Below are 24,039 nucleotides of genomic sequence, written 5' to 3' on the forward strand. Positions count from 1 at the left end.
GAGCGGCGTACGGGGAGCGGCACACCGGACCGGCGTACGGCGTACCGGCGTACGGGGAGGGGCTGTTCAGCCCGGCCGGGCCGTGCGGCACCGGCCGGCCAGAGGGCGTACCTTCCGCGGGCCGGAAGCCGCGCCTGCCGGCCGGCCCGCTGGTGCCGCGTCCCCCCTTCCCCCCTCGGGGGCCGGCCGGGCGGGTGCCCGCGCACGGCGTGCGCCCGCCCGGCCGGTGGTCTCCTCTCAGCTGCCGGCGGCCTGTTTACGGCGGGAGTAGTGGCGGTGGGCCTTGGCCCGGTTGCCGCATCCGACCATGGAGCACCAGCGGCGGCCGCCGTTCTTGGAGACGTCGTAGAAGTGCAGGATGCATTCGGGGTTGGCGCACTTGCGGATGCGGCCGGGGTTCTCCTCGAGCAGCCGCAGGTAGATCTCCGCGGCCGTCCAGGCGGCGAGCCAGTCGGGGGAGTCGGTCTCGACGATTGTCCGGGGGCCGTCCTGGTCCAGCAGGCGCCGGATCCGCCCGTGGCGGAGGGTCTCATTCAGGTCTTCGGCCGCGGCCGGGCCGTCGGCCCCGCTGTCCACGAGCGAGGCCAGCGCGGAGCGGGTGGCCAGCAGCGCCCGCAGGGTCCGGCCGCCGGCGGGCACGTCGTCGTCCAGGCCGGCGGACTGCAGCCAGATCGACAGCCCGTCGGGGTATCGCAGCAGGTCGTGGTGGGTTCCGCCGTCTATCCAGCGGGTGTTGAGCAGATCGAGCGGCAAAGGCTCCCCGGTCAGGGGGCGCGGATCCGCGGCAGGACCGCGGGCCGGGTTCGTACGCATGAGGCTGCCCTTTCGTGTCGGCGGTGCATCTGACCACATGGCCAAATTCTAACCACTGAACAACATTTCAGCGGTTGACTCGGTGATGAGTCAACCACTAAAGTCCAGATCAACGGTTAGCCGGGAACGGCCCGGCGCCGGTATCGAGGAAGGCACTCCCATGACGCAGTCCATCGCCGACAAGCCCCTGCAGACCGGCCACGTCGGCCTGAACGTCACCAACCTGGAGAAGTCGCTCCCCTTCTACATCCGGGTCTTCGGCTTCGAGATCCTGGCCGAGGGCAAGGACGACAGCCAGCGCTGGGCCTTCCTCGCCCGTGACGGCCGCCTGATGCTCACCCTGTGGCAGCAGAGCCAGGAGTCCTTCTCCGTGGGCGCCGCCGGCCTGCACCACCTCTCCTTCCAGGTCGACTCCATCGAGGACGTCAAGGCCGCCGAGGCCGTCCTGCGCGAGCTGGGCGCCGACTTCGCCCACGAGGGCGTCGTCTCCCACGGCGAGGGCGCCGGCTCCGGCGGCATCTTCTTCGCCGACCCCGACGGCATCCGCCTGGAGATCTACGCCCCCACCGGCGCGGAGAACGCCCCCGCCCCCACTGGTGCCGCGCCGACCTGCGGCTTCTTCTAAAAACAGGGACCGCGGGCTGCCACCCCAGGCAGCCCGCCCCCCAACCCCCACCGCACCGCACTCATCGCACCCACCGCACAACCCACTGTGCGACGTCCCACCGCACAACCCACTGTGCGACGTCCCACCGCACAACCCACTGCACGACACCGCACCGGCCCCGCCGCGGCACAACACCCCGCCGTACCACACCGCCCGGGCGCACAGCCCGGGCACACCGCCTCCCCGGCACACCGTCTTCAGGGACACACCGCGCCCGGGCGCGCCGCCCCGCCGGCCCCTGGGGCCCGGTACGCAGGCGGGCGGCAATCTTTCTTCAACTCCCCGCGTCACCGCCTCGGAAGGAGCCGGACATGGGCGTCTACCACCAGGGCGAACGCAGCGTGCAGGAACGAGCGGGTCTGCTCGACCACGCCGGGTTCTCCTCCGCGGCCATCAAGGACGAAATCCCCGACATCGCCGTCGACTTCCTCGCCCAGCAGCCCATGCTCGTCATCGGCGCCGCCGGCGACGACGGCGCCATGTGGGCCTCCCTGCTCACCGGCGCCCCGGGATTCCTCACCGCCTCCGGGCCGGCCTCCCTGACCATCGACGCCGCCCCGCCGGCCGGTGACCCCCTGCACCAGGCGCTCACCCGCCCCGCCCGACTCGGCATGATCGCCATCGAACCGGCCACCCGGCGCCGCATGCGGATGAACGGCACCGCCCGCCCCACCGCCGGCGGCCTGCACGCCGACCTCGACCAGGTCTACGCCAACTGCCCCAAGTACATTCAGAAAAGGCAGCCCCTCACCACCCTGGCCCCACCCGCCGTACCCGCCCCGCCCCGGCTGCACTCCGGCGAACTCACCCCCGCGCAGATGGCCCTCGTCGAGGCGGCCGACACCTTCTTCATCGCCACCACCGACCGCGAGGGCAACGCCGACGCCTCCCACCGCGGCGGCCACCCCGGCTTCCTCCAGGCCCTCAGCCCCACCCGCCTGCGCTGGCCCGACTACGTCGGCAACGCCATGTTCGGCACCCTGGGCAACCTCGAGGTCGACCACCGCGCCGGCCTCCTGCTGCCCGACTGGTCCACCGGCACCCTGCTGCAGCTCACCGGCACCGCCACCGTGGACTGGGACCCCGGCCACGCCGCCGCCGTGCCCGGCGCCCAGCGCATCGTCGAATTCACCGTCGAACACGCCGTGCAGAGCGACCAGGCCTCCCCGCTGCGCTGGAGCGCCCCCCAGTACTCCCGCTTCAACCCCCCCGCGCCCCCGGCCGTGTCCAGGCCGGGCCTGTCACCACTGGCCCCCACCGCGACGCCCCGCGTGCGCCTCACCTAACCCCCGGGGCAGCCCTCTCACGCGCGGCAGGCATCTCCGCCCCGCGTGCGCCGCCGCCCGCCCGGGCCCCGCGCCTTCCCCTCGCGCCTGGCGACCGTACGCACCAAGCGCCGCGGCCCCGGCCCGTCGGGGACGCCGGCACCGCCCGGACACCTCCCAGCCCTCGAAGGAGCACCCGCATGACCATGAAGATCACCGTCGACAGGGACCTGTGCGACAGCCACGGCCAGTGCGTCTTCGCCGCCCCCGAGGTGTTCTCCTTCGACGACGACGACTACCTCCTCTACACCGCCGAACCCGGCGAAGCCCTGCGCGACAGCGTCCTCAAGGCCGCCGCCGTCTGCCCCGTCCGCGCCATCCGCATCGAGGGATAGCCCACCGCCATGCCCGCACGCCCCGCCCACATCGTCATCGTCGGAGCCTCCCTCGCCGGCCTGCGCGCGGCCCAGGCACTGCGCACCGCCGGCCACCAGGGCCCCCTGACCCTCATCGGAGCCGAGGACCACCCGCCCTACGACCGGCCGCCGCTGTCCAAGGACTTCCTCACCGGCCACACCACCACCCCGGGCCTCACCCTGGAGGACCCCGCCGCCCTGGGCGTCAGCGAACGCTACGGCTCCCCGGCCCTCCACCTCGACACCACCGCCCGCGAAGTCCACCTCGCCGACGGCACCCGCGTGCCCTACGACGGGCTCGTCATCGCCACCGGCGCCGCCGCCCGCCCCTGGCCCGCCCCCACCCCCGCAGGCGTCCACACCCTGCGCACCCTCGCCGACGCCCACGCCCTCAAGAGCGACCTCACCGCCACCCCCCGCAGGCTCCTGATCGCCGGAGGAGGGTTCATCGGCTGCGAAGTGGCCTCCGTGGCCCGCGCGCTGGACCACGAAGTCACCCTCGTCGCCCCCGAACCCCTGCCCCTGCAGGCCGCCATCGGCCCCGAAGCGGCCGCCTTCCTCACCCGCCTCCACCACGACGCCGGCGTCGAAATCCTCACCCGTACCACCGTCAACGCCCTCCACGGCGACCCCCGCATCACCCACGCCACCCTCACCCGCACCACCACCCACACCGGCACGGGCTCCACCGACACCACCACCGGCACCGCCACTGGCAACGGCACCGGCGCCGGTCCCGCCGGTGACAGCCGGCGCCTGGCCGCCGACACCGTGCTCCTCGCGCTCGGCGCCACCCCCCACACCCACTGGCTCGAGCACTCCGGACTCGCCCTCGACGACGGCGTGCTCACCGACGCCTACACCCGCGTCCTGACCACCGACGGCCGCCCCGACCCCCGCATCGTCGCCGCCGGCGACGTCACCCGCTTCCCCCACCCCCACGCCCCCCAGCTCCTCAGCCTGGGCCACTGGAGCAACGCCGTCGAACAGGCCCAGGCCGCCGCCCACACCCTGCTCCATCCCGACGCTCCGGCCGCCTACCGGCCCGTCGCCTCCTTCTGGTCCACCCAGTACGGCGTCCGCTTCCGCGCCGTGGGCCTGCCCCGCTACGCCGACCACCACGAGGTACGCGAACTCGACCCGGAGACCAAGCGCCTCGACGTCGCCTACTACCGCCGCGGCCGCCTGATCGGAGCCCTCACCGCCAACCGCGCCGCCCGGATCACCGCCTACCGGACCGCACTCGCCCAGGACCTCGCCCGAGGCCTCGCCGAAGGCACGGCGCAGGACACGGCGCAGGACCTGGCCGCGAACCCGGCCCAGGATGGGGCCGATCGCTCCGCCGCCTCGCCGGCCCGTCCCGCACCCGGCACATCACGGGCGGCGTGAGCCCCGCGACACCTCCACGCCAGGTGACTTTTGTGTGAAGCCGGTGTACCCGGAATGTGTGAGTGTTGCCGTGCGGCATGTATAGCCGGGCGGAGCGGGCCGGTTCGCTTGATGCGCCGCGAGACAGTGCGGAATGGTGGAGAGCGGATCTGTTTTCCAGGTGGAAGGTGGTGGGTCCCGCCCCGCGGGCCCCCGCGTATGACTGTTTCCCAGAGCGCTTTCGGCCGGTCGCAAGGTGTCGCCTCCAGTGTGAGCACCTCCTGGCTGCGCGCGCCCTACCCGGCGCTGGTGGCCTGCCGGGACGGCGGTGTGGTCGAGGTCAACGAGGCGGCGGCGGCCCTGTTCCCCGACATGATCAGCGGCGCGTGGCTCGCCGATGTCGCCCCGGCCTGGCTGGCCGACGCCCACCGGCGCCTGGCCCGCCCGCCCCGGCCCCGCACCGCACCGCCCCCCGCCCGCCCCCAGCAGCACGCCCACGACTCCGCCCACCCGCGGCATCCGCAGGGCGCCGCCCACCCGCAGGGCCCGGCGCCCTCCGGGCAGGCCGCCCCGCCCCGCCCCGCCCAGGACCCTGCCCGTCCCGCCCGGGACACGGCCCGTCCGGAGCCGGTACAGGGCCGGCACGCCGGCCGGCTCCTGCGGGCCTACGCCACCTTGGGCGAGCACGGTGATGTGGCGTGGTGGCTGGCCGACGACACCGACCGGTACACCCTCGAGCAGGCTCTGGACAGCGAACGCCGGCGCACCACGTTCCTGGCGGAGGCCTCCACCCGGCTGCTGGCGTCCCTGAACACCGAACGCTGCCTGGAGATGACCGCGCTGCTGGCCGCCGAACACCTCGCGGACGCCGCCGTGGTCGTCGCCCCGCCCGCCGGCCGCCGCTACCCCCTGGTCCACGCCGCCGGAGCGCACACCCAGCGCCGCAACGAGGCGGTGAACCCGGCCGACCTGCCCGGCCTGGCCGAGGCCCTGCAGGGCTTCCCGCCGGTGCCCTCCCGCTGGATCGACCCCGCGGCGCTGCCCTCCTGGGCGTACCCGGACGACTTCGGCACCACCCCCGGCTCGGTCGCCGTCATCCCGCTGCCCGGCCACGGAGTCCCGGCCGGCGCGCTGATCCTGCTGCGCCGCGGCGGGCAGGCGGCCTTCGACACCTCCGAGGAACTCTTCGCCCGGCTGTTCGCCGCCCGCGCCGGCGCCGCCCTGTCGGCCGCCCGCCTCTACGGCGAACAGGCCCGCATCACCCGCACCCTGATGGCCGAACTCCTCCCGCCGCGGCTGCACCAGGTGCACGGCGTGGAGTTCGCCGGCGGCTACCGCGCCTCCCAGGACAGCGAACGCGTCGGCGGCGACTTCTACGACGTCCACCCCGGCCCCGACGCCGGCCAGGAACCCCTCGCGATCCTGGGCGACGTGTGCGGCAAGGGCCTGGACGCCGCCGTCCTGACAGGCAAGATCCGCAACACCCTGCAGGCGATGGTCCCGCTCGCAGGCGACCACCAAAACGTCCTGGCCCTCCTCAACGACGCCCTGCTGACGTCCCACCACACCCGCTTCGCCACCCTCGTGCTGGCCTCCGTCAAACGCGTCGGCGCACAGGTCCGCCTGCGCCTGACCAGCGCCGGACACCCCCGCCCGCTGCTGCTGCGCACCACCGGCGAGGTGGAGGAGGCCGACACCGCCGGCACCCTGGTGGGCGCGCTGCCGCAGGTGACCTCCCGCTCGGCGACCGTGCACCTGGCGCCGGGGGAGACCTGCCTGCTCTACACCGACGGCATCACCGAGGCCCGCGGCGGGCCGCTGGCCTCCGCCATGTTCGGCGAGAAGCGGCTGAAGGCCGCGTTCAGCGAGTGCGTGGGACTGCCGGCCGAAGCGGTCGTCGAACGCATCCAGATGCTCGCCGCGCAATGGGTGGGCAGCGGACCCCACGACGACATGGCCCTGGTGGCCATCACCGCCCCGCACACCACCCACCTGACGGCGGTGAACGGACACACCCGGGGCAGGTACACCGGATGACCTCACACACCACCACCGGCCCATCGGCCCCCACCCGCCTAGAGACCGGCCCTGAAACCGGCCCCGGCACGGGCGCTCCCGCCGGCCCCGGCCCGGACACCGCCCCGGGCCCCGGCTCGCACGCCGGCCCTGGTGCCGGCCCGCACGCCGGAGCCGCCGGCGCCGAGGAGGGACCCGGCCGTCGCGAGCGGGCGCGTGAGCGGCTGTGGACGGCCGTCCAGGCGCGCAGCGAACACGCCGCCGCAGCCGTCTGCTTCGAGGCCCTGGACGCCGGGATGCCGCTCGAGGACGTCCTGCTGGACGTGATCGGCCCCGTCCAGGCCAAGGTCGGCCAGGAATGGGCCGCAGGCCGTATCACCGTCGCCCAGGAACACGCGGCGACCGCCATCCACGACCGGGTGATCGCCGCCGTCGCCCACCGCGTACCCCACCAGGCCGCAAACCCCCTGGCGCGGGTGACGGTCGCCTGCGTCGAGGGGGAGTGGCACGCCCTGCCCGCCCGGATCCTCGCCGAGGTCCTGCGCGGCCGCGGCTTCGCCGTCGACTTCCTCGGCGCCCAGGTCCCCACCCCCCACCTGATCGCCCACCTGCACCAGACCGGCCCCGACGTGGTCGCCCTCTCCTCCTCCCTGCCCACCCGCCTGCCCACCGCGCACGCCGCGATCACCGCCGTCCAGGCCATCGGCCTGCCCGTCCTGGCCGGCGGCGCCGCCTTCGGCCCCCAGGGCCGCTACGCCCGCCTCATGGGCGCCGACGGCTGGGCCCCCGACGCCCGCGCCGCCGCCGACGTCCTGGCCACCTGCCTCGAACGCCCCGCCCACGCCCCGCACCGGCCACCGGGCGACCTGCCCCACCTCGCCGACCAGGAATACACCCTGGTCACCCGTACCGCCCCCCGGCTCGTCGCCGACGTCCTGGCCGCACTGGAGGACCGCATCCCCCAGATGCGGGCCTACACCGAACAACAGCGCGAACGCACCGCCGAGGACATCGCCCACATCGTCGACTTCCTCGCCGCCTCCCTCTACACCGACGACCCCGCCCTGTTCACCGGCTTCACCACCTGGACCGCCGACATCCTCACCGCCCGCGGCGTCCCCGCCACCGTCCTCAGCCACGCCCTGGCCCTCCTGGCCGGCGAACTGGGCGACTTCCCCCGCGCCCTGACCCACCTCAGCGCCGCCCGCACCGCACTGAACACCCGCCCCACCGCCCCCGGCCCCGGAAACCACGCATGACCACCCACCCCCACGTTCCCTTCCGCCTCGACGCCGCCACCGCCGACGACGGCACCCTGCACCTGACCCTGACCGGCGACCTCGACTGGGACACCGCCGACGACCTCCTGGACGCCGCCCGCACCCACCTCGCCCCCGCCCGCCGGCCGGCCGACATCCACCTGGACTGCGCCGGGCTGACCCTGTGCGACTCGACGGGCCTGTCCACCCTGCTGACCCTCCACCGCGACACCACGGCGGCCGGGGTGCGCCTCCACCTGGACGCCCGGCCCGACTTCCTCGACCGCCTGCTCCATCTCACCGGCACCCACCAGCACTTCACCGGCGCCGCCTCGCCCGCCGACGCCGAGAGCGACGGCACCACCGAGGACGACGCCCCGCCACTGCCCGGCCCCCGCTAACCCCACAGTCCGCCCCGGGGCCACCTGCCCTGCCCCGGCCGCGCCCCGGGGGTGGCCATGCGGGTGCCCGCCCGCGGCGACGGACCCCGCCCCGGGTTCCCGGCGTCCGGTGCCTAAGGCAGGGCCCGGTCCACGTTCGGCATCAAAGGCGCCGCCGGCGGTCGGTCAACGCCTTTAGGTGCTGCAGGCGCCAGCCCCCACAACGCCGACACCCCACCAGAACGCTCACGCCACCTTCCTCAGCTTTCCGCAAGAAGGCGAAGACCTGGGTGCCCCTCATCTGACGGACACACCAAATACCGCTGCTCACCACGGCCTTGCCGTCCTCGGGGACCACCGACATCATGCTGCGTGCACCGTCAGACGGGCCTGCAGCCCACTGAAGCTCGCGAGGGTCGCAACCCGGAACAGTCCTTGCGGCACAGGGGCACACACAGCTTCGGCTTCGGTAGACACCCCCGCACCCTATTCGGACACCCCGGCCAGACAGCGTGGGCGGCAAGGTTCGATCCCGCCCGGGCGCTTGGGGCCGGCACCGTGAGCCCTTAACGGTTCGGCGAGCAGCACGGCTTTGAGGGCTGAAGCTGCCGCTGCGGCAGCCCTACGGTCGAAACCAGGGCCGCACAGACCAGCCCAGAGACACAGGTGCGGTTCACCGGGGTACGAAGCGCGGGTCCAGAACGCGCTCACCGCATCACGGGCGATGGACGCCCCAAGTTCGCCGTCGGGCTCCCTACCGACGAGTACCCGGACAGCGTCGGGCCTGCTCATCACCCCCGGCGACCGGTAAAACCAGCCCGGCAGGCGCTAGCTGTTTTTGTCCCGGGAGGTTGTGGACGGGTGAGCCAGGTCTCGGCTGAGGGATCTTGTGTGCGACTCAGATACGCCAGAAACCCGCCAGAACTTGATCTTGGCCTGCTGAGTGCCTGACGCTGTCGGGCGTCACCCGCGATCAGCTCTGCGTCTCCTTGCGGAGTCCAACAGCGGCCGCATCGGGTATGACGAGCAGCTTGCCGGTGGTGCGCCGAGCCTCCAGATCGCTGTGGGCCTGGGCGGCTTCGGACAATGCGTAGCGGCCCGTTACGGTGACCTCAAGCGCCTTGGAACGCACCCACTCGAACACATCGGCGGCCCGTCGGAGCAGTTCGGACCGATCGGCGATGAAGTCCCCGAGGCTGGGCCGGATCAGGGTCAGCGAACCGCCGTGGGCGAGCCGAATCGGATCAAACGGCGGCACGGCACCACTTGCCGCGCCGAAGAGCACGAGATGGCCGCGGGGCCGCAGGCTGGCGAGGCTCGCATCGAAGGTGTGCGCGCCGACGCCGTCGAAGACAACCGGCAGTCCCTGACCGCCGTTGAGCCGCCTCACCTCGGCTGCGAGATCGTCGACTGCGGAGGAAAGGATCACCTCAGCGGCCCCGGCACGCTTCGCCAGCTCGGCCTTCGCCGTGGTCGACGTCGTGCCGATCACCCTGCCGCCGAGATGGGTGATGAGCTGGGTCAAAAGCAGCCCCATGCCACCAGCAGCCGCATGCACGAGCACCGTGTCGCCCCCCTGAACCGGGTAGGCGTCCTTGACGAGATAGTGCGCGGTCATGCCTTGGAGGAGCACGGCGGCGGCTGTCTCGAAGCCGATATCGTCGGGCAGCGGCACCAGCCGGGAGGAGTCCACGACGGCCCGCTCGGCATACGTGCCGGGAATCTCCACCCAACCGACCCGGTCCCCGACTGCGACGTCAGCCACGCCGGGTCCAACTTCGACGACCGTGCCGGCGCCCTCGGCGCCCGGGGTGAAGGGCAGCGGGAGGCTGTACCGGCCTTCGCGGTGGTAGACGTCGAGGAAGTTGACCCCGGATGCGGCGACCTCCACGATCGCCTCGCCCGGACCCGGCCGCGGCTGGTCCACCTTGGCCTCCTGCAGCACCTCGGGACCGCCCACTTCGTACACCTGAATCGCTCGCATGGCCCTCCAATAACGGCTCATCCCCACCAACCCCGTTGATGGCGATCCGATTCCCGGCAACCCAGACCAGCCCGCCGCCCCCGCCGAGAGCCGAGACGCCTGCTTTGCACCCGGGTCTGGGACAGGAGACCGAGGCCGTCAAGGGTCGACGAATGCACCACCCGCCGCTTCCGCACCGACTGAGGAGGAAAGGAACACCTCAGCGGCCCCGGCACGCTTGAACAGGTGAGGGCCCTCCGGTTCGGTGTGGATTACGACGTCATATACCTGAGCGAAAGGTCCTCGTGCCCCACCGCAATGCACCCCTGACCGAGACCGGCCGACGGCGTCTGGCCCGCTGTGTAGTCGAGGACGGCTGGCCCCTGCGCCGGGCCGCCGAACACTTCCAGGTCTCACCGACCACCGCCCATCGATGGGCCGACCGGTACCGCGCCCTGGGCGAAGCGGGCAAGGTCCGCCTCCTGCGCCGCTGGGGACCGGCCTGTATCGCCCACCTGCTCGGCCTGGTCCCCTCGACCGTCCACCGCGTCCTGACCCGCTACCGGCTGGCCCCCCCTGACCCACCTCGACCGCGTGACCGGGCACGTCATACGCCGCTACGAACGCGAGAAACCCGGCGAGCTCGTGCACGTCGACATCAAGAAGCTCGGCAACATCCCCGACGGCGGCGAACACAAGGTCCTGGGCCGGCAAGCGGGCCGCAAGACCCGCAGGAACGCCGGTTGCAGCTACCTGCACGCCGCCGTCGACGACCACTCCCGCCTCGCCTACAGCGAGATCAACGCGGACGAGAAGAAGGAGACCGCCACCGCCTTCTGGCAACGGGCCCACGCCTTCTTCCCCGGCGCCGGGATCACCGTCGAACGGGTTCTGACCGACAACGGATCCTGCTACCGCTCACGCGACTGGCGCCACAGCCTGGCGGCGGCCGGGATCACCCACAAACGAACCCGGCCCTACCGGCCCCAGACCAACGGCAACCGCCCTCGCCTTCACCGCCGCCCGCCCCGTCGGCCCGACAGCTCCCGGGCGCGCCCGGCCACCCTGCCGCGCCGCGGACGGCCGACGCGGCGGGCCCGCTACCCGCTTTCAGGTCCCCGCGACCGGGGTGGGGCGGTCCATGCCGCGGGCAACACGGCTCTCGGGGTTGAAGCTGCCGCTGCGGCAGCCTCTACGGTCGAAAATCAGGGCCGGACGCACCGGCCCGGCGGCACACGTGCGGGAGCAGCGATGGACTGGCCGATCTCACAGGTGGCGCGGATGTCGGGCGTGACCGCCCGGACCCTGCGCCACTACGACGAGAGGGGCCTGCTGCCGCCGGCCCGGATCGGCGCCAACGGGCACCGCTACTACGCGGAACACCAGCTCCTGCGGCTGCAGCAGATCCTCGTCCTGCGGGCGCTGGGCCTGGGCCTGCCGGAGATCGGCCGGATCCTGTCCGCGCAGGTAGACGAGGTGGATGCCCTGCGGGGCCACCACCAGCGGCTGCTCGCGGAGCGCGACCGGCTCGACGCCCTGGCCGGCACCGTCTCCCGCACGATCGCCGCACTGGAACAGTCCAGGAAGGACGGCCACCCCATGACCATCAACCGGCCCGAGAACCTCTTCGAGGGCGTCCAGCCCTCCCAATACGAGGAGAACATGCGTGACTTCCCCGAGCTTGCCGAGGAAGTCGCCCGGCGCGCCGGGCAGATGAGCCAGGCCGACGCCGACGCCGGGCACCGTGAACGCACCGCCCAGATGATCCGCCTCGCCGAACTCATGACCCAGGGCCACCCGCCCGGCGCCGCGCCGGTACAGGAAGAGATCGACGCCCAGTACCGGGCCCTGACCGGGCTGCGTGCCGTCTCGGCCGAGGAGTACCAGGCCATCGGACGCTCCTGCGTGGACAACGACGCCTGGCGCACCGCCTACGAGGCGATCGCCCCGGGCCTGGCCGCCTACCAGCGCGACGCGATCGAGGCCTACGCCACCACCCGGCTCAGCTGAGCCCACGGCACCACCACCCCCGTGGGGAAAGCAACCCCGCGAGGGCGCCGGCCCCCTGCACGACGGGGGAGGAATACCCGAAGCAGAGGGCCGGCCCCCTGCCGTGAACAACGACGCCGCTTGCCACCAGACCGGTGCGGCGGCCCCGGGCCGACAGCATCGACTATGCCGGCAGCGCAAGATACGCGCCCGCCGCGACGGACTGTGGGGAACCCCCTGCTGCGCGGCTTCATCCCCTGCGGGCGGCCAGGCCCGGCAGCCGCCCGCCCGCCGCCCCGCCGCCCCGGCTCAGGCACGCGGCCGCCGGGTGGTCACCTGGCCTGTCACTGGGCCCCGATAGGATCCGGGCCATGCCGCTGACGACGAAGGACGTGGACCGCTTCGAGGTAGCCAGGCCCCGTCTGGCGGCTGTCGCCTACCGCCTGCTGGGCTCTGCGGCCGAGGCCGAGGACGCCGTGCAGGAGACGTTCCTGCGCTGGCAGGCCGCCGACACCGCACGCATCGAGGTCCCCGAGGCCTGGCTGACCAAGGTGCTGACCAACCTGTGCCTCAACCAGCTCACCTCCGCCCGCGCCCGGCGCGAGTCCTACGTCGGCCAGTGGCTTCCCGAACCCCTCCTGGACGGCGACCCGATGCTCGGCCCGGCCGACACCGCCGAGCAGCGCGACTCGGTCTCCTACGCGGTGATGATCCTCATGGAACGGCTGACCCCCAGGGAACGGGCGGTCTACGTCCTGCGTGAGGCGTTCGACTACCCGCACCGGGAGATCGCCCAGATCCTCGACCTCACCGAAGCCGCCACCCAGCAGATCTTCCACCGCGCCACCAAGCACATCGCCCAGGGCAAGGCCCGCAGCGAGATCGACCAGGCCGCCGCCCGGCGGATCGTCGAGGAGTTCCTGGCGGCCGCCACCAGCGGACGCACCGAGCCGCTGGTGAAGCTGCTCACCGCCGACGCCCTGGCGATCGGCGACGGCGGAGGCAAGGTCCCCGCCCGTGCCAAGGCGTTCGAAGGCGCCAAGGCGGTCGCCACCTTCATGCGCGGCCTGTTCAAGCCCGCACCCGCCAAGCGCGCCCTGATCGGCGGCTCGCCCGAAATCCACATCACCAACGCCAACGGCGGCCCCGCCGTCGTCGCGGTCATCGACGGCCGGGTCGTCGGCATCATGTGCCTGGAGCTCACCGCCGAGGGCATCGCCGCGTTCCGCAGCCAGGTCAACCCCGACAAACTCCAGCGCGCCACCCACACCTGGGCCGCCGCCGACCACGGCCCGCCCCTGTTCCACGCCCTGTGAAACCCGCCGCGAAAGCGTCTGCGAAGCCTCCCCGCGCCCCCCGCACAGGGGTGTGAGCTGCTTCACACCGCAGTGCTGTCAGGAAACGGCCGGCTGCCCGGTTCAAGGGGCAAGACCGCGCACCAACAGGGGCCGGGCCGCGCAGACAGGAGCAGCACATGCAGCACCGCATCATCGTCCTCGGCGCCGGATACACCGGAGCGATCGCGGCCGGCCGCCTCGCCAAGCGGCTGCACCGCGACGACGTCGCCATCACCCTCGTCAACGCCGAACCCGACTTCGTCGAGCGCGTCCGGCTGCACCAGCTCGCCGCCGGCCAGGACCTCACCCCCCGGCCCTTCGACGAGATGTTCGCGGGCACCGGCGTCCGCCTCAGGCTCGCCCAGGTCACCGCCGTCGACGCCGACCGCTCCATCGTCACCGTCACCGACCCCGACGGCACCGTGGCCGAACTGCCCTACGACACCCTCGTGTACGCGCTCGGCAGCGGCTGGAACGACCAGGGCGCCACCGGCACCGCCGAACACGCCGACGAGATCGCGAGCCGTCCCGGAGCGCTCCGGCTGCGCGAGCGCCTGGCCGCCCTGGGACCCGGGCAGCCGGTCCTGGTCGTCGGCGGCGGCCTGACCGGCCTGGAAGCGGCGACCGAGATCGCCGAAGCCCGCCCCGACCTCGCCGTCGCCCTCGCCGCCCGCGGCGCCCTGGGGGAGTGGCTCTCGGACAAGGGCCGCGCCCACCTGCGCGAGGTGTGCGCCCGGCTCGGTATCACCGTCCACGAGCACACCGCCGTCACCGGCGTCCAGGCCGACCACGTCACCACCGCCGACGGCCACAGCCTGCCGGCCGCCGTCACCGTGTGGACGACCGGCTTCGCCACCCACCCGATCGCACAGGCCACCACCCTGGACGTCACCGACACCGGCCAGATCAAGGTCGACGCCACCATGCGCTCGCTCTCCCACTCCCAGGTGTACGCCATCGGCGACGCGGCCATGGCGATGGGACCCGGCGGCAAGCCGCTGCGGATGTCCTGCGCCTCGGGCACCCCCACCGCCTGGCAGGCCGCCGACGCCATCGCGGCCCGCCTGACCGGCAACAAGGTCCCCCGCACCCCGATCCGGTATTTCAACCAGTGCATCTCGCTGGGCCGCAAGGAAGGCCTGATTCAGTACGTCACCGCCGACGACCAGGCGGTCAGCAAGGCACTGACCGGCCGCCTCGCCGCCCTCTACAAGGAACTGATCTGCAAGGGCGCCGCCTGGGGCGTCGCCCACCCGACCCTGGGCCTGCCGGTCCGCCGCCACCGCACCACGGGACAGCCGGCCCCGACATCCACCCCCGCCACCGCCTCGGCCTGACCCACCCCAGGAACCTGACCCACCCCAGGAAAGCGGGCGCCCGCCCCAGAGGCGCCCGCTCCCCGGGGGGAGGGCCAGGGGTTTCCTCGGGGCACCCGACGACGCGGGCACACCGCACAAGACAGCGAAAAACTTTCCCCGCTGCGGTCACATGTGCGCGGCCGGCTCCGTCAGTGCTGTGAAGACACCGCACAGGCCGCAGTGAAGGAGCCCGACCATGACAACCACCCCGACCACCCCGACCGCCTCCACCACCCCGACCGCCTCCACCACTCCCACCACCGCGAGCGCGCCAATCTCCCGGATGCCCGACCCCGCCGCGTTCGTCCCCGAGGTGAACGACGTCAGCGCCGCCCTGTTCCGGGCCACGGGCAACCGCTCGGTGCCGCGCACCACGATGAGCCTGGTGCACCTGCGCGCCGGGCAGATCGTCGCCAACACCTACCTGACCATCCTGAACACCGCCTTCCTGCGCAAGGCCGGCGTGTCCGAGGAACGCATCACGGCGGTCTCCTCCTGGCAGGACGCCCCGTACTTCACCGACGCCGAACGCGCCGCGCTGGCACTGGTGGAGGCGACGCTCCAGCCGGCCCCGCACGGCCGCGAGCGGGTCACCGACGAGCTGTACGCCGAGGTGGCCCGGCACTACGACGACAAGGCACTGGCCACCCTGACCGTCGCGATCGGCCAGATCAACTTCTTCATCGCCCTGGCCGTCATCGGCAAACCGGCCCCCGTCACCTCCCTCGCCGACGAACAGTGGAGCTGACCTGCCCCTCGCACCGCCGGGCAGGAAGCCCCGTCGGCCGGCCACGCCCGGCCGCCCGCCCCCGGGAGCGCACAGCGCGCACCCAGGCGCGTGCGGCCTCCACCAGATCGGCCTGCCACGCCTCCACCGACGCGGCGGGCGCCGCCTGCCGCGGCGGCGGGCGCCCCCGGGCCCGCATCCCGCCCCCACGGGTCACGGCCGCGCCCGGCCCGTGACCCCGGCGCACCCACCCGGGCGCCTTCGCGGGCGGGGCGAGGGGGGTGGCGTTTCGGCAGATCGCCTGTACGCGGCGCCATGGCGCGGCATGATCCGGCAGGGACGTGCAGGCCGGGACGGTTCCGGCCCGGGGCGCGACGAAGGGGGCGTGGCGGTGCGGGAGCAGCTGCTGGGGGGCCGTTACCGGCTCGTGGAGCCGCTCGGCGAAGGCGGTATGGGGCAGGTGTGGGAGGCGCGGGACGAGACGCTGGAGCGGCCGGTCGCGGTCAAGCTGGTCTCCCTGCTCTCCGGCGGCGGCAGCCACGCCAGCGACGCCCGCGCCCGCTTCCTGCGCGAGGCGCGGCTCACCGCCCGGCTCCAGCACCCCCACATCGTGACCCTGCACGACGTCGGCGAGGCACTCATCGACGGACGGACGACGCCCTTCCTCGTCATGGAATGCCTGCGCGGCCAGGGCCTGGACGTCCTGGTGCGCCTGGGCGGCATCACCCCCGCACAGGCGGCCCGGTGGGGCGCGCAGGTGGCCGACGCGCTGGCCGAGGCACACGGGGCCGGCATCATGCACCGGGACATCAAACCCTCCAACATCATGGTCACCGCCTCCGGCAACGCCACGGTCCTGGACTTCGGCATCGCGCGGGCGGCCGACCCGTACGCCACCGCGGACCGGCTCACACAGACCGGCTTCATCGTCGGCACACCGCCCTACATGGCCCCCGAGCAGGCCCGCGGCCGCCCCGAACCGGGCAGCGACCTCTACGCCCTGGGCTGTGTCCTCTTCGAACTCCTCACGGGCCGGCTCCCTTTCGAAGCGCCCGACACGGTGGGCTATCTCACCGCCCATCTCACCGACGCCCCGCCCGCCCCCAGCACCCTCGCGCCGGGCCTGCCGGCCGCATGGGACGCCCTCGTCCTGCGGCTGCTCGAAAAAGACCCCGGCCGGCGGTACGGAAGCGCGGCGGAACTCGCAGCGGACCTGCGGCGACTTCACCACACGCCGCCCACCACGACCGCCGCGACCACGTCGTCCCCGCAAGACCCAGACATCCCCCCGACCGTCCCGGCCACCACCCAGGAGCCGGACGGAGCCGATCTCACGGCGCGCCGCAGCGCGGCGGTGGCCATGGCGGCAGCCCTGAGCTGCCTGCCGCCCCTGGTGTACCTGCTGGCCCAGAGCGCCACCTACCTCACCGAACGCGGCGCCCCCACCGCACTGCTGGCCGCGAACCTGCTGCTGGGCCTGGCCGAACTGGCCGCGCTGGGCTGGGGAGTGGGGCTGCTGCTGCGCCGCAGGCCGCCCGGCCGCCGCACGATCGCGGTGGCGGGCGCGGCGACCGCGCTGCACGGGCTGAGCGCCCTCATCCAGTACCAGGTGGCGCAAGGCCCGTCGAGCGTCGCCGTGATCGCCCACGCCATCGGCCCGCTGATGGCCCTCGCCGCCGCGACGGCGGTCGTCGCGGCCCTGCGCCCCTCCACGGCCCGCTGGTGCCACGGCACCCGGGTGCGGCAGGATCCGGTCGTGCGGCGTGGAGCCGTCGCCGCGGCCCTGCTGACCCTGCTCGCCGCGCCTGCCCTCGCCGTCTCCGCCTCTCAAGCCGTCGACGCGGGCGCGACGACATATGGGGCGGGAGTGCTGCAGACGGTGCTCTTCTCGCTCGTCACCGCGGTGCTCGCCATGGGCATCGTCCTTACCCTCGTGGGCGATCCGGCGGGCCGCATGCCCGTCGTCGCGGGAGGGCTCGGCTTCGTCCTGGTGGCCCTCAACGGCCTGCTGCACGCGGGCGTCCTGGGCTACGCGTTCCGCGTCCTGCTGTTCCTGCTGGCGGCCGCGGCCCTCACCACCACCCTCCGCGCCGCCCTTCCGCCCGGCCACGCCCGCCGCCGGACCTCCGCGTAACGCCCTGACCGGGCCTGCTGCACGGGCTGTCGCGTGCGCACAGCCGGAGCATGCGCGCAGCGACGGCCGTGCCATGAGGGCAGAGTTCTGCCCACCCCTCGGCCGTACAACGAACAGGCCCAAGGGTGCGATCCACCTGCCGAGGCAGGCTTTGCAGGGCTGGCAGGTCCGCGGTGACCATGAGCGCGTGGCGTCAGCGGGCGCCCGCTGCGTGAGCGGGAGGCCAGCGCGCCGAAGGCCACCGGCAACAAGGCAGGCGCTCGGCGAGCGGCCCGATGCGCGTGTGCGCGGGTCTAGTGGCTGTCCGATGAGTCGTGTGAGCTGGTCAGGGCCGTGCCATAGGCATGAGCTTCTCCGAAGGCGCCGGCGGTTGGCCCGCTGGTCTCTTGGCTCGGGGATCGTGTGCGTGATCTGGCGTCTGCGCAGGTGACGCCGGTTGCGGCGTGACGAATAGGCTCTATCGCCTCCGACGTGGTCGGGCCGGGTGCGCGGTCGTCCACCAGCCTGCCGGGGCACGCGGATTTCTTCCAGGACGGGAATCATCTGCGGTGCGTCCCCCCACTGGCCGGGCGGGATGACAAACCCGAGCGGGCGGCGCCCACTTTCCCCGGCAAGGTGGATCTTGCTTGTGAGCCTGCCTCGCGTGCGGCCCAGGGCCTCATCGGGACGGTGACGCGCCGGGCTCCTGCGCCGCCCTGGGATCTGCGGGGCGCGGGTGGAGGCGCCGGCCGCGTGCTGATGAGCGCGGCAGGCCGTGGAATCGACGCTGACCATGCTCCAGTCGATCCGGCCCTCGGCATCGGCATCGGCCTGGACGGCCCGCAGGATTCTCTCCCACGTGCCGTCCGCCGACCACCTGCGATGACGGTCGTGGACCGTCTTCCAGCTACCGGAGCAGGGTCCGCCAGGGCAGGCCGGTCCGCTGCCGGAACAGAATCCCGTTGATCACACGGCGGTGGGATTGCCGGCGTCCACCCCGACCGTGATTCGTCGGCAGGTGCGGCTCCAGTCGAACCCACTCTTCATCCGAAAGATCTCTCCGCCCCATGTCCCACGGAACGAATTCCCAGCGGGAGCGTCACGCGACCCATCGGACACGGCCTAGTTGCCGGGCGCCTGGTAGAGGCCACGGCCGGCGCGAACGGCGCGGGAGGAGGCGATGAGGCGGTCGAGGGTGCTGCGGACGGTGTTGATCTCGCCCGCGGAGGAGTCACGGCCGACCGCCTTGGCCACGTCCCGCGCACGCTGGGGAGTGTCCGGGTTCTGCAGGAGGACAGCGGCCACCTGCTCGGTGAGGCTTCCGGCGTCCTGCGGTGCGGCGGCCGGCTTCTTGGGGGCCGCGGCCTTGGCGCGGGACGGCTTCGCCGTGGTCCGCTCCTTGCGCGCGCTGGTCTTCGGTGCCTTCTGCGCGCTGCTGGTACGGGACTTGGTGGCCTTGCGGGGCGCGGGGAGTGCGGCGCTCTCAGCCGGCGCGACCGTGTCCGTGTTCTGGGGTGCGGAGTCGGCCTCCGGCGCGGCGTCGCTTTCCACCGCCGGGGCGGCTTCTTCCTCCACGGCGAGCGGCGCGGGCGTTTCGGCCAGGGCCAGCAGAGCCGTCAGGGCGTTGCGGACCGTGTTCACCCGCTCGGAGACCGCGGCCAGGTCCTTCTCGAGTTCCTGCTGACGCTGTTCGAGCCGGGGAAGCTCATTCTGGAGCTCGGAAACGGTGGTTTGGGCGCTGGGCGCAGCGATGCTCGGTGAAGGCACGTGAGTCTCCTGTGTGGTTGGGGGGCAGCGTCATGTCAGGTGACAACCCTCGAATGCCGACAGGGTACGTCTCCCCGGCATAAAGCGGAGTGTGGGGACGTGCATCGTACGCCTGTTGCGGGGTTTGCTGGCGACTTCAGTTCTTGTCGGAACAATCAGTGGCCATGGAGAAGGCACGGCAGGGCACCGAAGTGCCAGCCTGCCGCAGGGGGAGCACGTCTAGAAGGCATCCCACTGTGCTTGTAGCCAACTGAGCTGAACTCGCCCGAGCGGGGGGGGCAAATCCCGCGGGGAACAAGAGCATCAGCGGCTGTGGCCACAGGTTTTCGGGCCCATGCTCTGCACAGTGCAAAGCCACAATCGGACGTGACCGCCCAGCGGCAGGCTTCGATGCGGCTTGACCAAGTGCCGGCCGGCCAGGGGGGTGGTGGACAGCCTGGTCTCGTCGTGTACCAAGACGACCTCGGCGGCGTCGGCCATGAAGCCTTCGTACTGCACAGCCAATTACACAAGGAGGCTGACATCGCCGGCGCCGGGGCCGACAAGGAGAACGCCGGCTCCGCAATGCAGGCAGCAGCCAGCCCGGAAGAGCAGCAGCTTCTCACTCGGTGACGAGCTGGAGACGACGGTGACCGTATGGACATCACAGGTCAGAAGCGTCCTGCGGGCCTGTGCCCACATCTCGAACCACCTGGACTACTGGAAGAAGGCCCACGCCGACAATGACGCCGCGATCGGCGCGTCCCTCCGGAACCGGGACGGCTCGGCCGTGGCTGTCTCCCGCCTCACTGAGTACTTCGAGCAGGGAAAGCCCATCATGAACTACACCGAGCTTATGGAAGTCGACTTCGGCGAACTGGGGACCGCCGTCGCCGACTGGAAGCGCGTGGCCGGACAGTTGCAGCGGCTCGGAGGCGAAGCCCGCGACGGAATGAAGGCAAGGGCTGACAAGGCCCGCTGGGAGGGCGTTAACGCGGGCGTGACGCGGGACTTCGTCGGCAAGACGGTGAAGGAGTTCGCAGACCTCCACAAGGAGGCGCAGAGCATCTTCAGCGTCCTTGATGACGCATATACCGAGCTTAAAAGCGTCCAGCAGAAGGCCAGGGCCGTGACCGCAGAAGCCCGAGACAAGGGTTTCATCGTCACCGGAGGAAAGGACGACACCGTAGAGATCGCTGATGCCGTTCTACTGGCGAACGTCCGTGAGGGCCAGGTTTGCGCGCCGTGCGAGGACAACCTCACCTGGCTGAAGGTCGCGGTGGCCCGGGTCGACGACCGCACCAGCCGTGTCTACCTCAGCGGCGTGGACTGAGCACCGGCCGGTCCGAGGCTCGAGCCGAAGTGGGCAGGCCTTGGCGAACCCCCCCCGCCTTCAACCAAAGCGGCAATGAATTGATCTTGATGCGACTTCGCACGGGGTCAGCACAGTGAGGCCGCAGTGAAGGTGCAGACCTCGCCCTGGCGGCCGAAACGGACCGCCGCAGGGTCGCGAGGATCACGGCAGGAGCCCTTCGCGGTACATCCGGTGCCTACTGCGGCAGTTTGCGAACGCGGCTCTGCGATCGGGCACCCGCCCGGCTGTGGTTCTTCTCTGGGGACTTGAGGGGAGGAGACTGTGAGTGCCCGACGAGGAGCATGCCTGGCGCCGGCCTGCTTGCCTGGGTCATGGCCGCGGATCTTCCGTCACGGGCAGGCACTCGGCGAGCAGGTCGACGACGTCGCGCCAGGCTCGCTGCGCGTGCTGTGGGTGGTAGCCGACGCCGGCGACCGTGGGGTGGTCGACCGGCGGGTGGTGGAAGGCGTGCAAGGCGCCGCCGTAGACCGTGAGGCGCCAGTCGACGCCTGCGGCCTGCATCTCGGCGGTGAACGCGTTCCGTTGTGCGGGCGGCATGATCGGGTCCTCCGACCCGACGCCGGCCCACACCGGGCAGCGAATGCGCGCCGCCTCGCCCGGTCGGCCCGTGGTAGTTGCGTTGACTGTCCCGATCGCGCGCAGGTCGACGCCGTCGCGCCCCAGTTCCAGCCCGACGGCGCCCCCGGTGCCGTAGCCGATGGCGGCGATCCTGTCGGGGTCGACCCGCGATTCGGTACGCAACACGTCGAGCGCCGCATGGCCGATGCCCCGCATCCGGTCGGGATCAGCGAGCAGGGGGACGCAACGGGCCAGCATCTCCTGAGGGTCGCCCAGATAGCGCCCGCCGTGAAGGTCGAAGGCCAGCGCTACGTATCCCAGCTCGGCCAGAGCATCGGCCCGGCGGCGCTCGACGTTGCTGAGCCCCATGCCCTCCGGTCCGAGCAGCACCGCGGGTCGGCGGTCGATACCGGCCGGGAGCGCGAGGTGCCCGATCATCGTCAAGCCGTCGGCCGGGTACTCGACCGTACGCGTCGTCACCGTCGTCATGGGCTGGACTGTAGTGATCGTCGAGCCCGGTCCGGTCGGTGTTCTGCCGCCGGCGGAACGGTGCGCGTGTGTCCTTCTGACACACGGGGCCGAGCGCTCAGGGCTTCAAGATCATCTCGCTGCCCCTTGGGGTGCGTACTGCGGTCGCATCCCCACATCGCCCTCACCGGATAGGCCCACAGGTCACTGCGGCCAACCTCGCCCGAGGCGACTCGTAGATCCTCTATGGCAATGGCTTTGAGGCAGGCTCTGGGACACTGGGCCAGTGGATGAAGCCACTGCTCTCGAGCTGATCCGCCTGGCCGACGCAGACCAGGTCGTCAGCGTCAGGCTTGCCGATCGTGCGCCGGACTACCACGCTGCCGACATCGTCATCACCAGCGCCTTCGTGAACGCGCAGCTTCGGGTCCTGGTGACGGTTGATGACCTGGATCATTGGATCAAAGCCCTGGACCGCATCGAGGCGGACGGGCTTCGACCTGCCGGAGGGGACGTCCTCGCCGTCGACTGGCCACCCGCAGGCAGGGACGGCTATCTCCGCTTCATCGCGGACGACCCCTATGCGGTGGACGTTCATGACCAGCCCCAGACGCGGGTCTCAGGGCAAGTCCCGCTCGATATGGCCGACGGGTGGATCCCGGAAGCACGTCGACGACTCCGGGCCGTGCAGGCGCTTCTCGTCTGAGAAAGCGACGTTGTGGACCGGGTCAGTGCCGGGTCCGGATGCGGAAGGCGACAACGTCAGGTGCCGTCTCGCGGTACATGGCGAGCTTGCGGTCCCCATCGCCACTTTCCGCCCTTGCTTCAAGCCTCCGTGTCGGTGAGGAGGCCCACGCCCGCCTCCGGTGAGGAACCGGGCGCCGGCCCGTGATCGGCCCTCAACGGCCGGCACGCCGGCCGGCGATCTGTCGGCGGGCCGCTTGGCCGGGACACCGGGCCGACGAGCCCGCGTGGGCCCGCCGGGGCGCTTCCCGGGGCTTGTTGGCCCTCAGCTCATCAGCAGGAGCCGCGTCTGCGGTACGAGCTTGCGGTTCACACTGGTGCTCTGTACGAAAATCGTGAAGTCGTCGTTGTGGTCAGGCTTGACGCGCACCTCCACGTCCGGCAGACCGAGCAGAGCGCGGGCCTCGGGCCCGGTGTACACGCGGTCCGTCTTCTTCTCCAGCACCGCGATCTGCTTGCGCGCCTGGATCTTCTCGGACTTGCTCAGCTGGTAGAACGCCCCACCGGTACGGTAGGTGTGCCCGCTCTCCAGGACCCACTCCCGGATGCCCGCGTCCCGCGCCACCGCGATCAGCTGGTACTGCGCGGGATCCACCGGGGTGAGCCCGGCCGCCTTGATGGTGTCCTTGTTGACCGCCTCCGCGCCCGTGGTGAACACCGCCCGCGATCCCCGGATGCCCTTGGTGCGGCCCACCATGAACTTCTCGGTGGCCTGCTGGATGACCTGCCCGGCCTCCTCCAGGCCCTGGGTGCTCGTGGCGTCCCAGATCGCGATGTTCTCCTTCGGGAAGCCGTACTGCATCGCCTCGCGCTTGCCCATCTGGTCCGGGACCAGCACGGCCAGCGTCCAGTTGTCCTGCTGCGTCTCGATCATCTCGGCCACGGCCTGCACCAGCGCCCGCGGCTCCCTGGCAGGCGCGTCCGCGCAGCGGTGACTGGCGTTCTCCTGACCGTCGGTGAGCACGAACGTCAGGAAACTGTGGTCGCCGTACAGCTGCGCGGTCTGCGCCAGCTCCCGCTGCGACTTCAGCGCGGCCGCCAGCAGAGCCGTCATGCCGCCGACCCGGTAGAGCTGCTTCAGCGACGGCATCCGCAGCACGTCCTTGTCGTAGATGACGCACTCCACCTTGTCGGCGAAGACGTACACCGTGACGCGGGTTTCCTGCTCCAGCTCCCTGGACCGGCGGGCGAGGTACTCGATCTGCTGGTCGGCGACCTCGACGACCTTGCGGCTCAGGTGCGACATGGACGAGCTGGCATCCAGCACAAGAGCAACATGGTTGATGTAGTTCTGAGTTCCGGACATGGCAGCTCCCCCTTGTTCCGACGTGATGCTCCTACCGTCTCACCCGCCACTGACAATCGATCTTCGCTCCCTGGCCCACCCGGCGCCCGCCCGGCCGGCCTCCGGCGGGGACGTCGCCGGACCGGGCCATCCGGCCCTGACGTCAGGCCCGGGGTGGCGCCCGGAGCGTCA

Annotated in this window: 20 protein-coding genes and 2 pseudogenes; 16 read left to right on the forward strand and 6 right to left on the reverse strand. The window is 72.1% G+C overall.

The features are described from left to right. Positions 1-237: 237 nt before the first annotated feature. Positions 238-813 carry a CGNR zinc finger domain-containing protein gene (locus ACZ68P_RS26640; RefSeq protein WP_471010400.1) on the reverse strand — a complete coding sequence of 192 codons (576 nt, stop codon included), beginning with the start codon at positions 811-813 and terminating at the stop codon, positions 238-240. Between the two features lie 160 nt (positions 814-973). On the opposite strand from ACZ68P_RS26640, the gene ACZ68P_RS26645 reads away from it, so the two are divergent. From ACZ68P_RS26645 to ACZ68P_RS26675, 7 genes are all read left to right on the forward strand, one after another. Next, positions 974-1,438 (forward strand): VOC family protein, encoded by a 465-nt coding sequence (locus ACZ68P_RS26645; protein ID WP_471010401.1) that lies wholly within the window; start codon positions 974-976, stop codon positions 1,436-1,438. 353 nt (positions 1,439-1,791) lie between these two features. Beyond that, on the forward strand, positions 1,792-2,766 hold the full coding sequence (locus tag ACZ68P_RS26650; protein ID WP_471010402.1) for a pyridoxamine 5'-phosphate oxidase family protein: 975 nt from the start codon (positions 1,792-1,794) through the stop codon (positions 2,764-2,766). 185 nt (positions 2,767-2,951) lie between these two features. Beyond that, positions 2,952-3,140, forward strand: coding sequence for a ferredoxin (locus ACZ68P_RS26655; RefSeq protein ID WP_471010562.1), 189 nt, complete (start codon positions 2,952-2,954; stop codon positions 3,138-3,140). A gap of 9 nt (positions 3,141-3,149) precedes the next feature. After that, positions 3,150-4,550, forward strand: a complete 1,401-nt coding sequence (locus ACZ68P_RS26660; RefSeq protein WP_471010405.1) for an NAD(P)/FAD-dependent oxidoreductase — start codon at positions 3,150-3,152, stop codon at positions 4,548-4,550. A 198-nt stretch (positions 4,551-4,748) separates the two neighbouring features. Further along, complete coding sequence (locus tag ACZ68P_RS26665; protein ID WP_471010408.1) at positions 4,749-6,566, forward strand: PP2C family protein-serine/threonine phosphatase; 1,818 nt, start codon at positions 4,749-4,751, stop codon at positions 6,564-6,566. After that, positions 6,563-7,804, forward strand: coding sequence for a cobalamin B12-binding domain-containing protein (locus tag ACZ68P_RS26670; RefSeq protein ID WP_471010410.1), 1,242 nt, complete (start codon positions 6,563-6,565; stop codon positions 7,802-7,804). The genes ACZ68P_RS26665 and ACZ68P_RS26670 overlap by 4 nt, the downstream gene beginning before the upstream one ends. Continuing rightward, positions 7,801-8,205 (forward strand): STAS domain-containing protein, encoded by a 405-nt coding sequence (locus ACZ68P_RS26675; protein ID WP_471010413.1) that lies wholly within the window; start codon positions 7,801-7,803, stop codon positions 8,203-8,205. Before ACZ68P_RS26670 ends, ACZ68P_RS26675 begins: the two co-directional genes overlap by 4 nt. Positions 8,206-9,157: 952 nt before the next feature. Here the strand turns inward: ACZ68P_RS26675 and ACZ68P_RS26680 are convergent. Beyond that, positions 9,158-10,168 carry a quinone oxidoreductase family protein gene (locus tag ACZ68P_RS26680; protein ID WP_471010416.1) on the reverse strand — a complete coding sequence of 337 codons (1,011 nt, stop codon included), beginning with the start codon at positions 10,166-10,168 and terminating at the stop codon, positions 9,158-9,160. 284 nt (positions 10,169-10,452) lie between these two features. Here ACZ68P_RS26680 and ACZ68P_RS26685 point away from each other — a divergent pair. From ACZ68P_RS26685 to ACZ68P_RS26710, 6 genes and pseudogenes are all read left to right on the forward strand, one after another. Then, a pseudogene (locus tag ACZ68P_RS26685) lies at positions 10,453-11,167 on the forward strand (DDE-type integrase/transposase/recombinase); the annotation flags it as partial. Between the two features lie 231 nt (positions 11,168-11,398). Further along, on the forward strand, positions 11,399-12,157 hold the full coding sequence (locus tag ACZ68P_RS26690) for a MerR family transcriptional regulator (protein WP_471010565.1): 759 nt from the start codon (positions 11,399-11,401) through the stop codon (positions 12,155-12,157). A gap of 350 nt (positions 12,158-12,507) precedes the next feature. Continuing rightward, entirely contained in the window at positions 12,508-13,452 is a 945-nt protein-coding gene (locus tag ACZ68P_RS26695; protein ID WP_471010418.1) for an RNA polymerase sigma-70 factor, read from the forward strand. Between the two features lie 158 nt (positions 13,453-13,610). Next, positions 13,611-14,810, forward strand: coding sequence for an NAD(P)/FAD-dependent oxidoreductase (locus tag ACZ68P_RS26700; protein WP_471010421.1), 1,200 nt, complete (start codon positions 13,611-13,613; stop codon positions 14,808-14,810). Between the two features lie 304 nt (positions 14,811-15,114). Next, positions 15,115-15,579 (forward strand): carboxymuconolactone decarboxylase family protein, encoded by a 465-nt coding sequence (locus ACZ68P_RS26705; protein WP_471010568.1) that lies wholly within the window; start codon positions 15,115-15,117, stop codon positions 15,577-15,579. Positions 15,580-15,949: 370 nt separating this feature from the next. Then, positions 15,950-17,692 (forward strand): serine/threonine-protein kinase, encoded by a 1,743-nt coding sequence (locus tag ACZ68P_RS26710; protein ID WP_471010424.1) that lies wholly within the window; start codon positions 15,950-15,952, stop codon positions 17,690-17,692. Between the two features lie 360 nt (positions 17,693-18,052). Here the strand turns inward: ACZ68P_RS26710 and ACZ68P_RS26715 are convergent. Both ACZ68P_RS26715 and ACZ68P_RS26720 read right to left on the reverse strand, forming a co-directional pair. Then, positions 18,053-18,740 (reverse strand): annotated as a pseudogene (locus ACZ68P_RS26715) (IS5 family transposase); the annotation flags it as partial. 53 nt (positions 18,741-18,793) lie between these two features. Further along, a complete protein-coding gene (locus tag ACZ68P_RS26720; protein ID WP_471010426.1) occupies positions 18,794-19,438 on the reverse strand; it encodes a hypothetical protein in 645 nt (214 codons plus the stop codon). 366 nt (positions 19,439-19,804) lie between these two features. Between ACZ68P_RS26720 and ACZ68P_RS26725 the strand changes: the two genes are divergently transcribed. Both ACZ68P_RS26725 and ACZ68P_RS26730 read left to right on the forward strand, forming a co-directional pair. Further along, complete coding sequence (locus tag ACZ68P_RS26725; RefSeq protein WP_471010428.1) at positions 19,805-20,050, forward strand: hypothetical protein; 246 nt, start codon at positions 19,805-19,807, stop codon at positions 20,048-20,050. A gap of 16 nt (positions 20,051-20,066) precedes the next feature. Continuing rightward, positions 20,067-20,750, forward strand: a complete 684-nt coding sequence (locus ACZ68P_RS26730) for a hypothetical protein (protein WP_471010430.1) — start codon at positions 20,067-20,069, stop codon at positions 20,748-20,750. A 351-nt stretch (positions 20,751-21,101) separates the two neighbouring features. Here ACZ68P_RS26730 and ACZ68P_RS26735 read toward each other — a convergent pair whose 3' ends face one another. Further along, positions 21,102-21,839, reverse strand: coding sequence for a dienelactone hydrolase family protein (locus tag ACZ68P_RS26735; protein WP_471010433.1), 738 nt, complete (start codon positions 21,837-21,839; stop codon positions 21,102-21,104). A gap of 265 nt (positions 21,840-22,104) precedes the next feature. Here ACZ68P_RS26735 and ACZ68P_RS26740 point away from each other — a divergent pair, with 265 nt between their 5' ends. Further along, positions 22,105-22,524 carry a DUF5959 family protein gene (locus tag ACZ68P_RS26740; RefSeq protein WP_471010435.1) on the forward strand — a complete coding sequence of 140 codons (420 nt, stop codon included), beginning with the start codon at positions 22,105-22,107 and terminating at the stop codon, positions 22,522-22,524. A 303-nt stretch (positions 22,525-22,827) separates the two neighbouring features. Here the strand turns inward: ACZ68P_RS26740 and ACZ68P_RS26745 are convergent, their stop codons facing one another. After that, positions 22,828-23,868 (reverse strand): vWA domain-containing protein, encoded by a 1,041-nt coding sequence (locus ACZ68P_RS26745; protein ID WP_471010438.1) that lies wholly within the window; start codon positions 23,866-23,868, stop codon positions 22,828-22,830. Positions 23,869-24,039: the final 171 nt, after the last annotated feature.

It is taken from the genome of Streptomyces sp. NPDC036822, assembly GCF_055609145.1.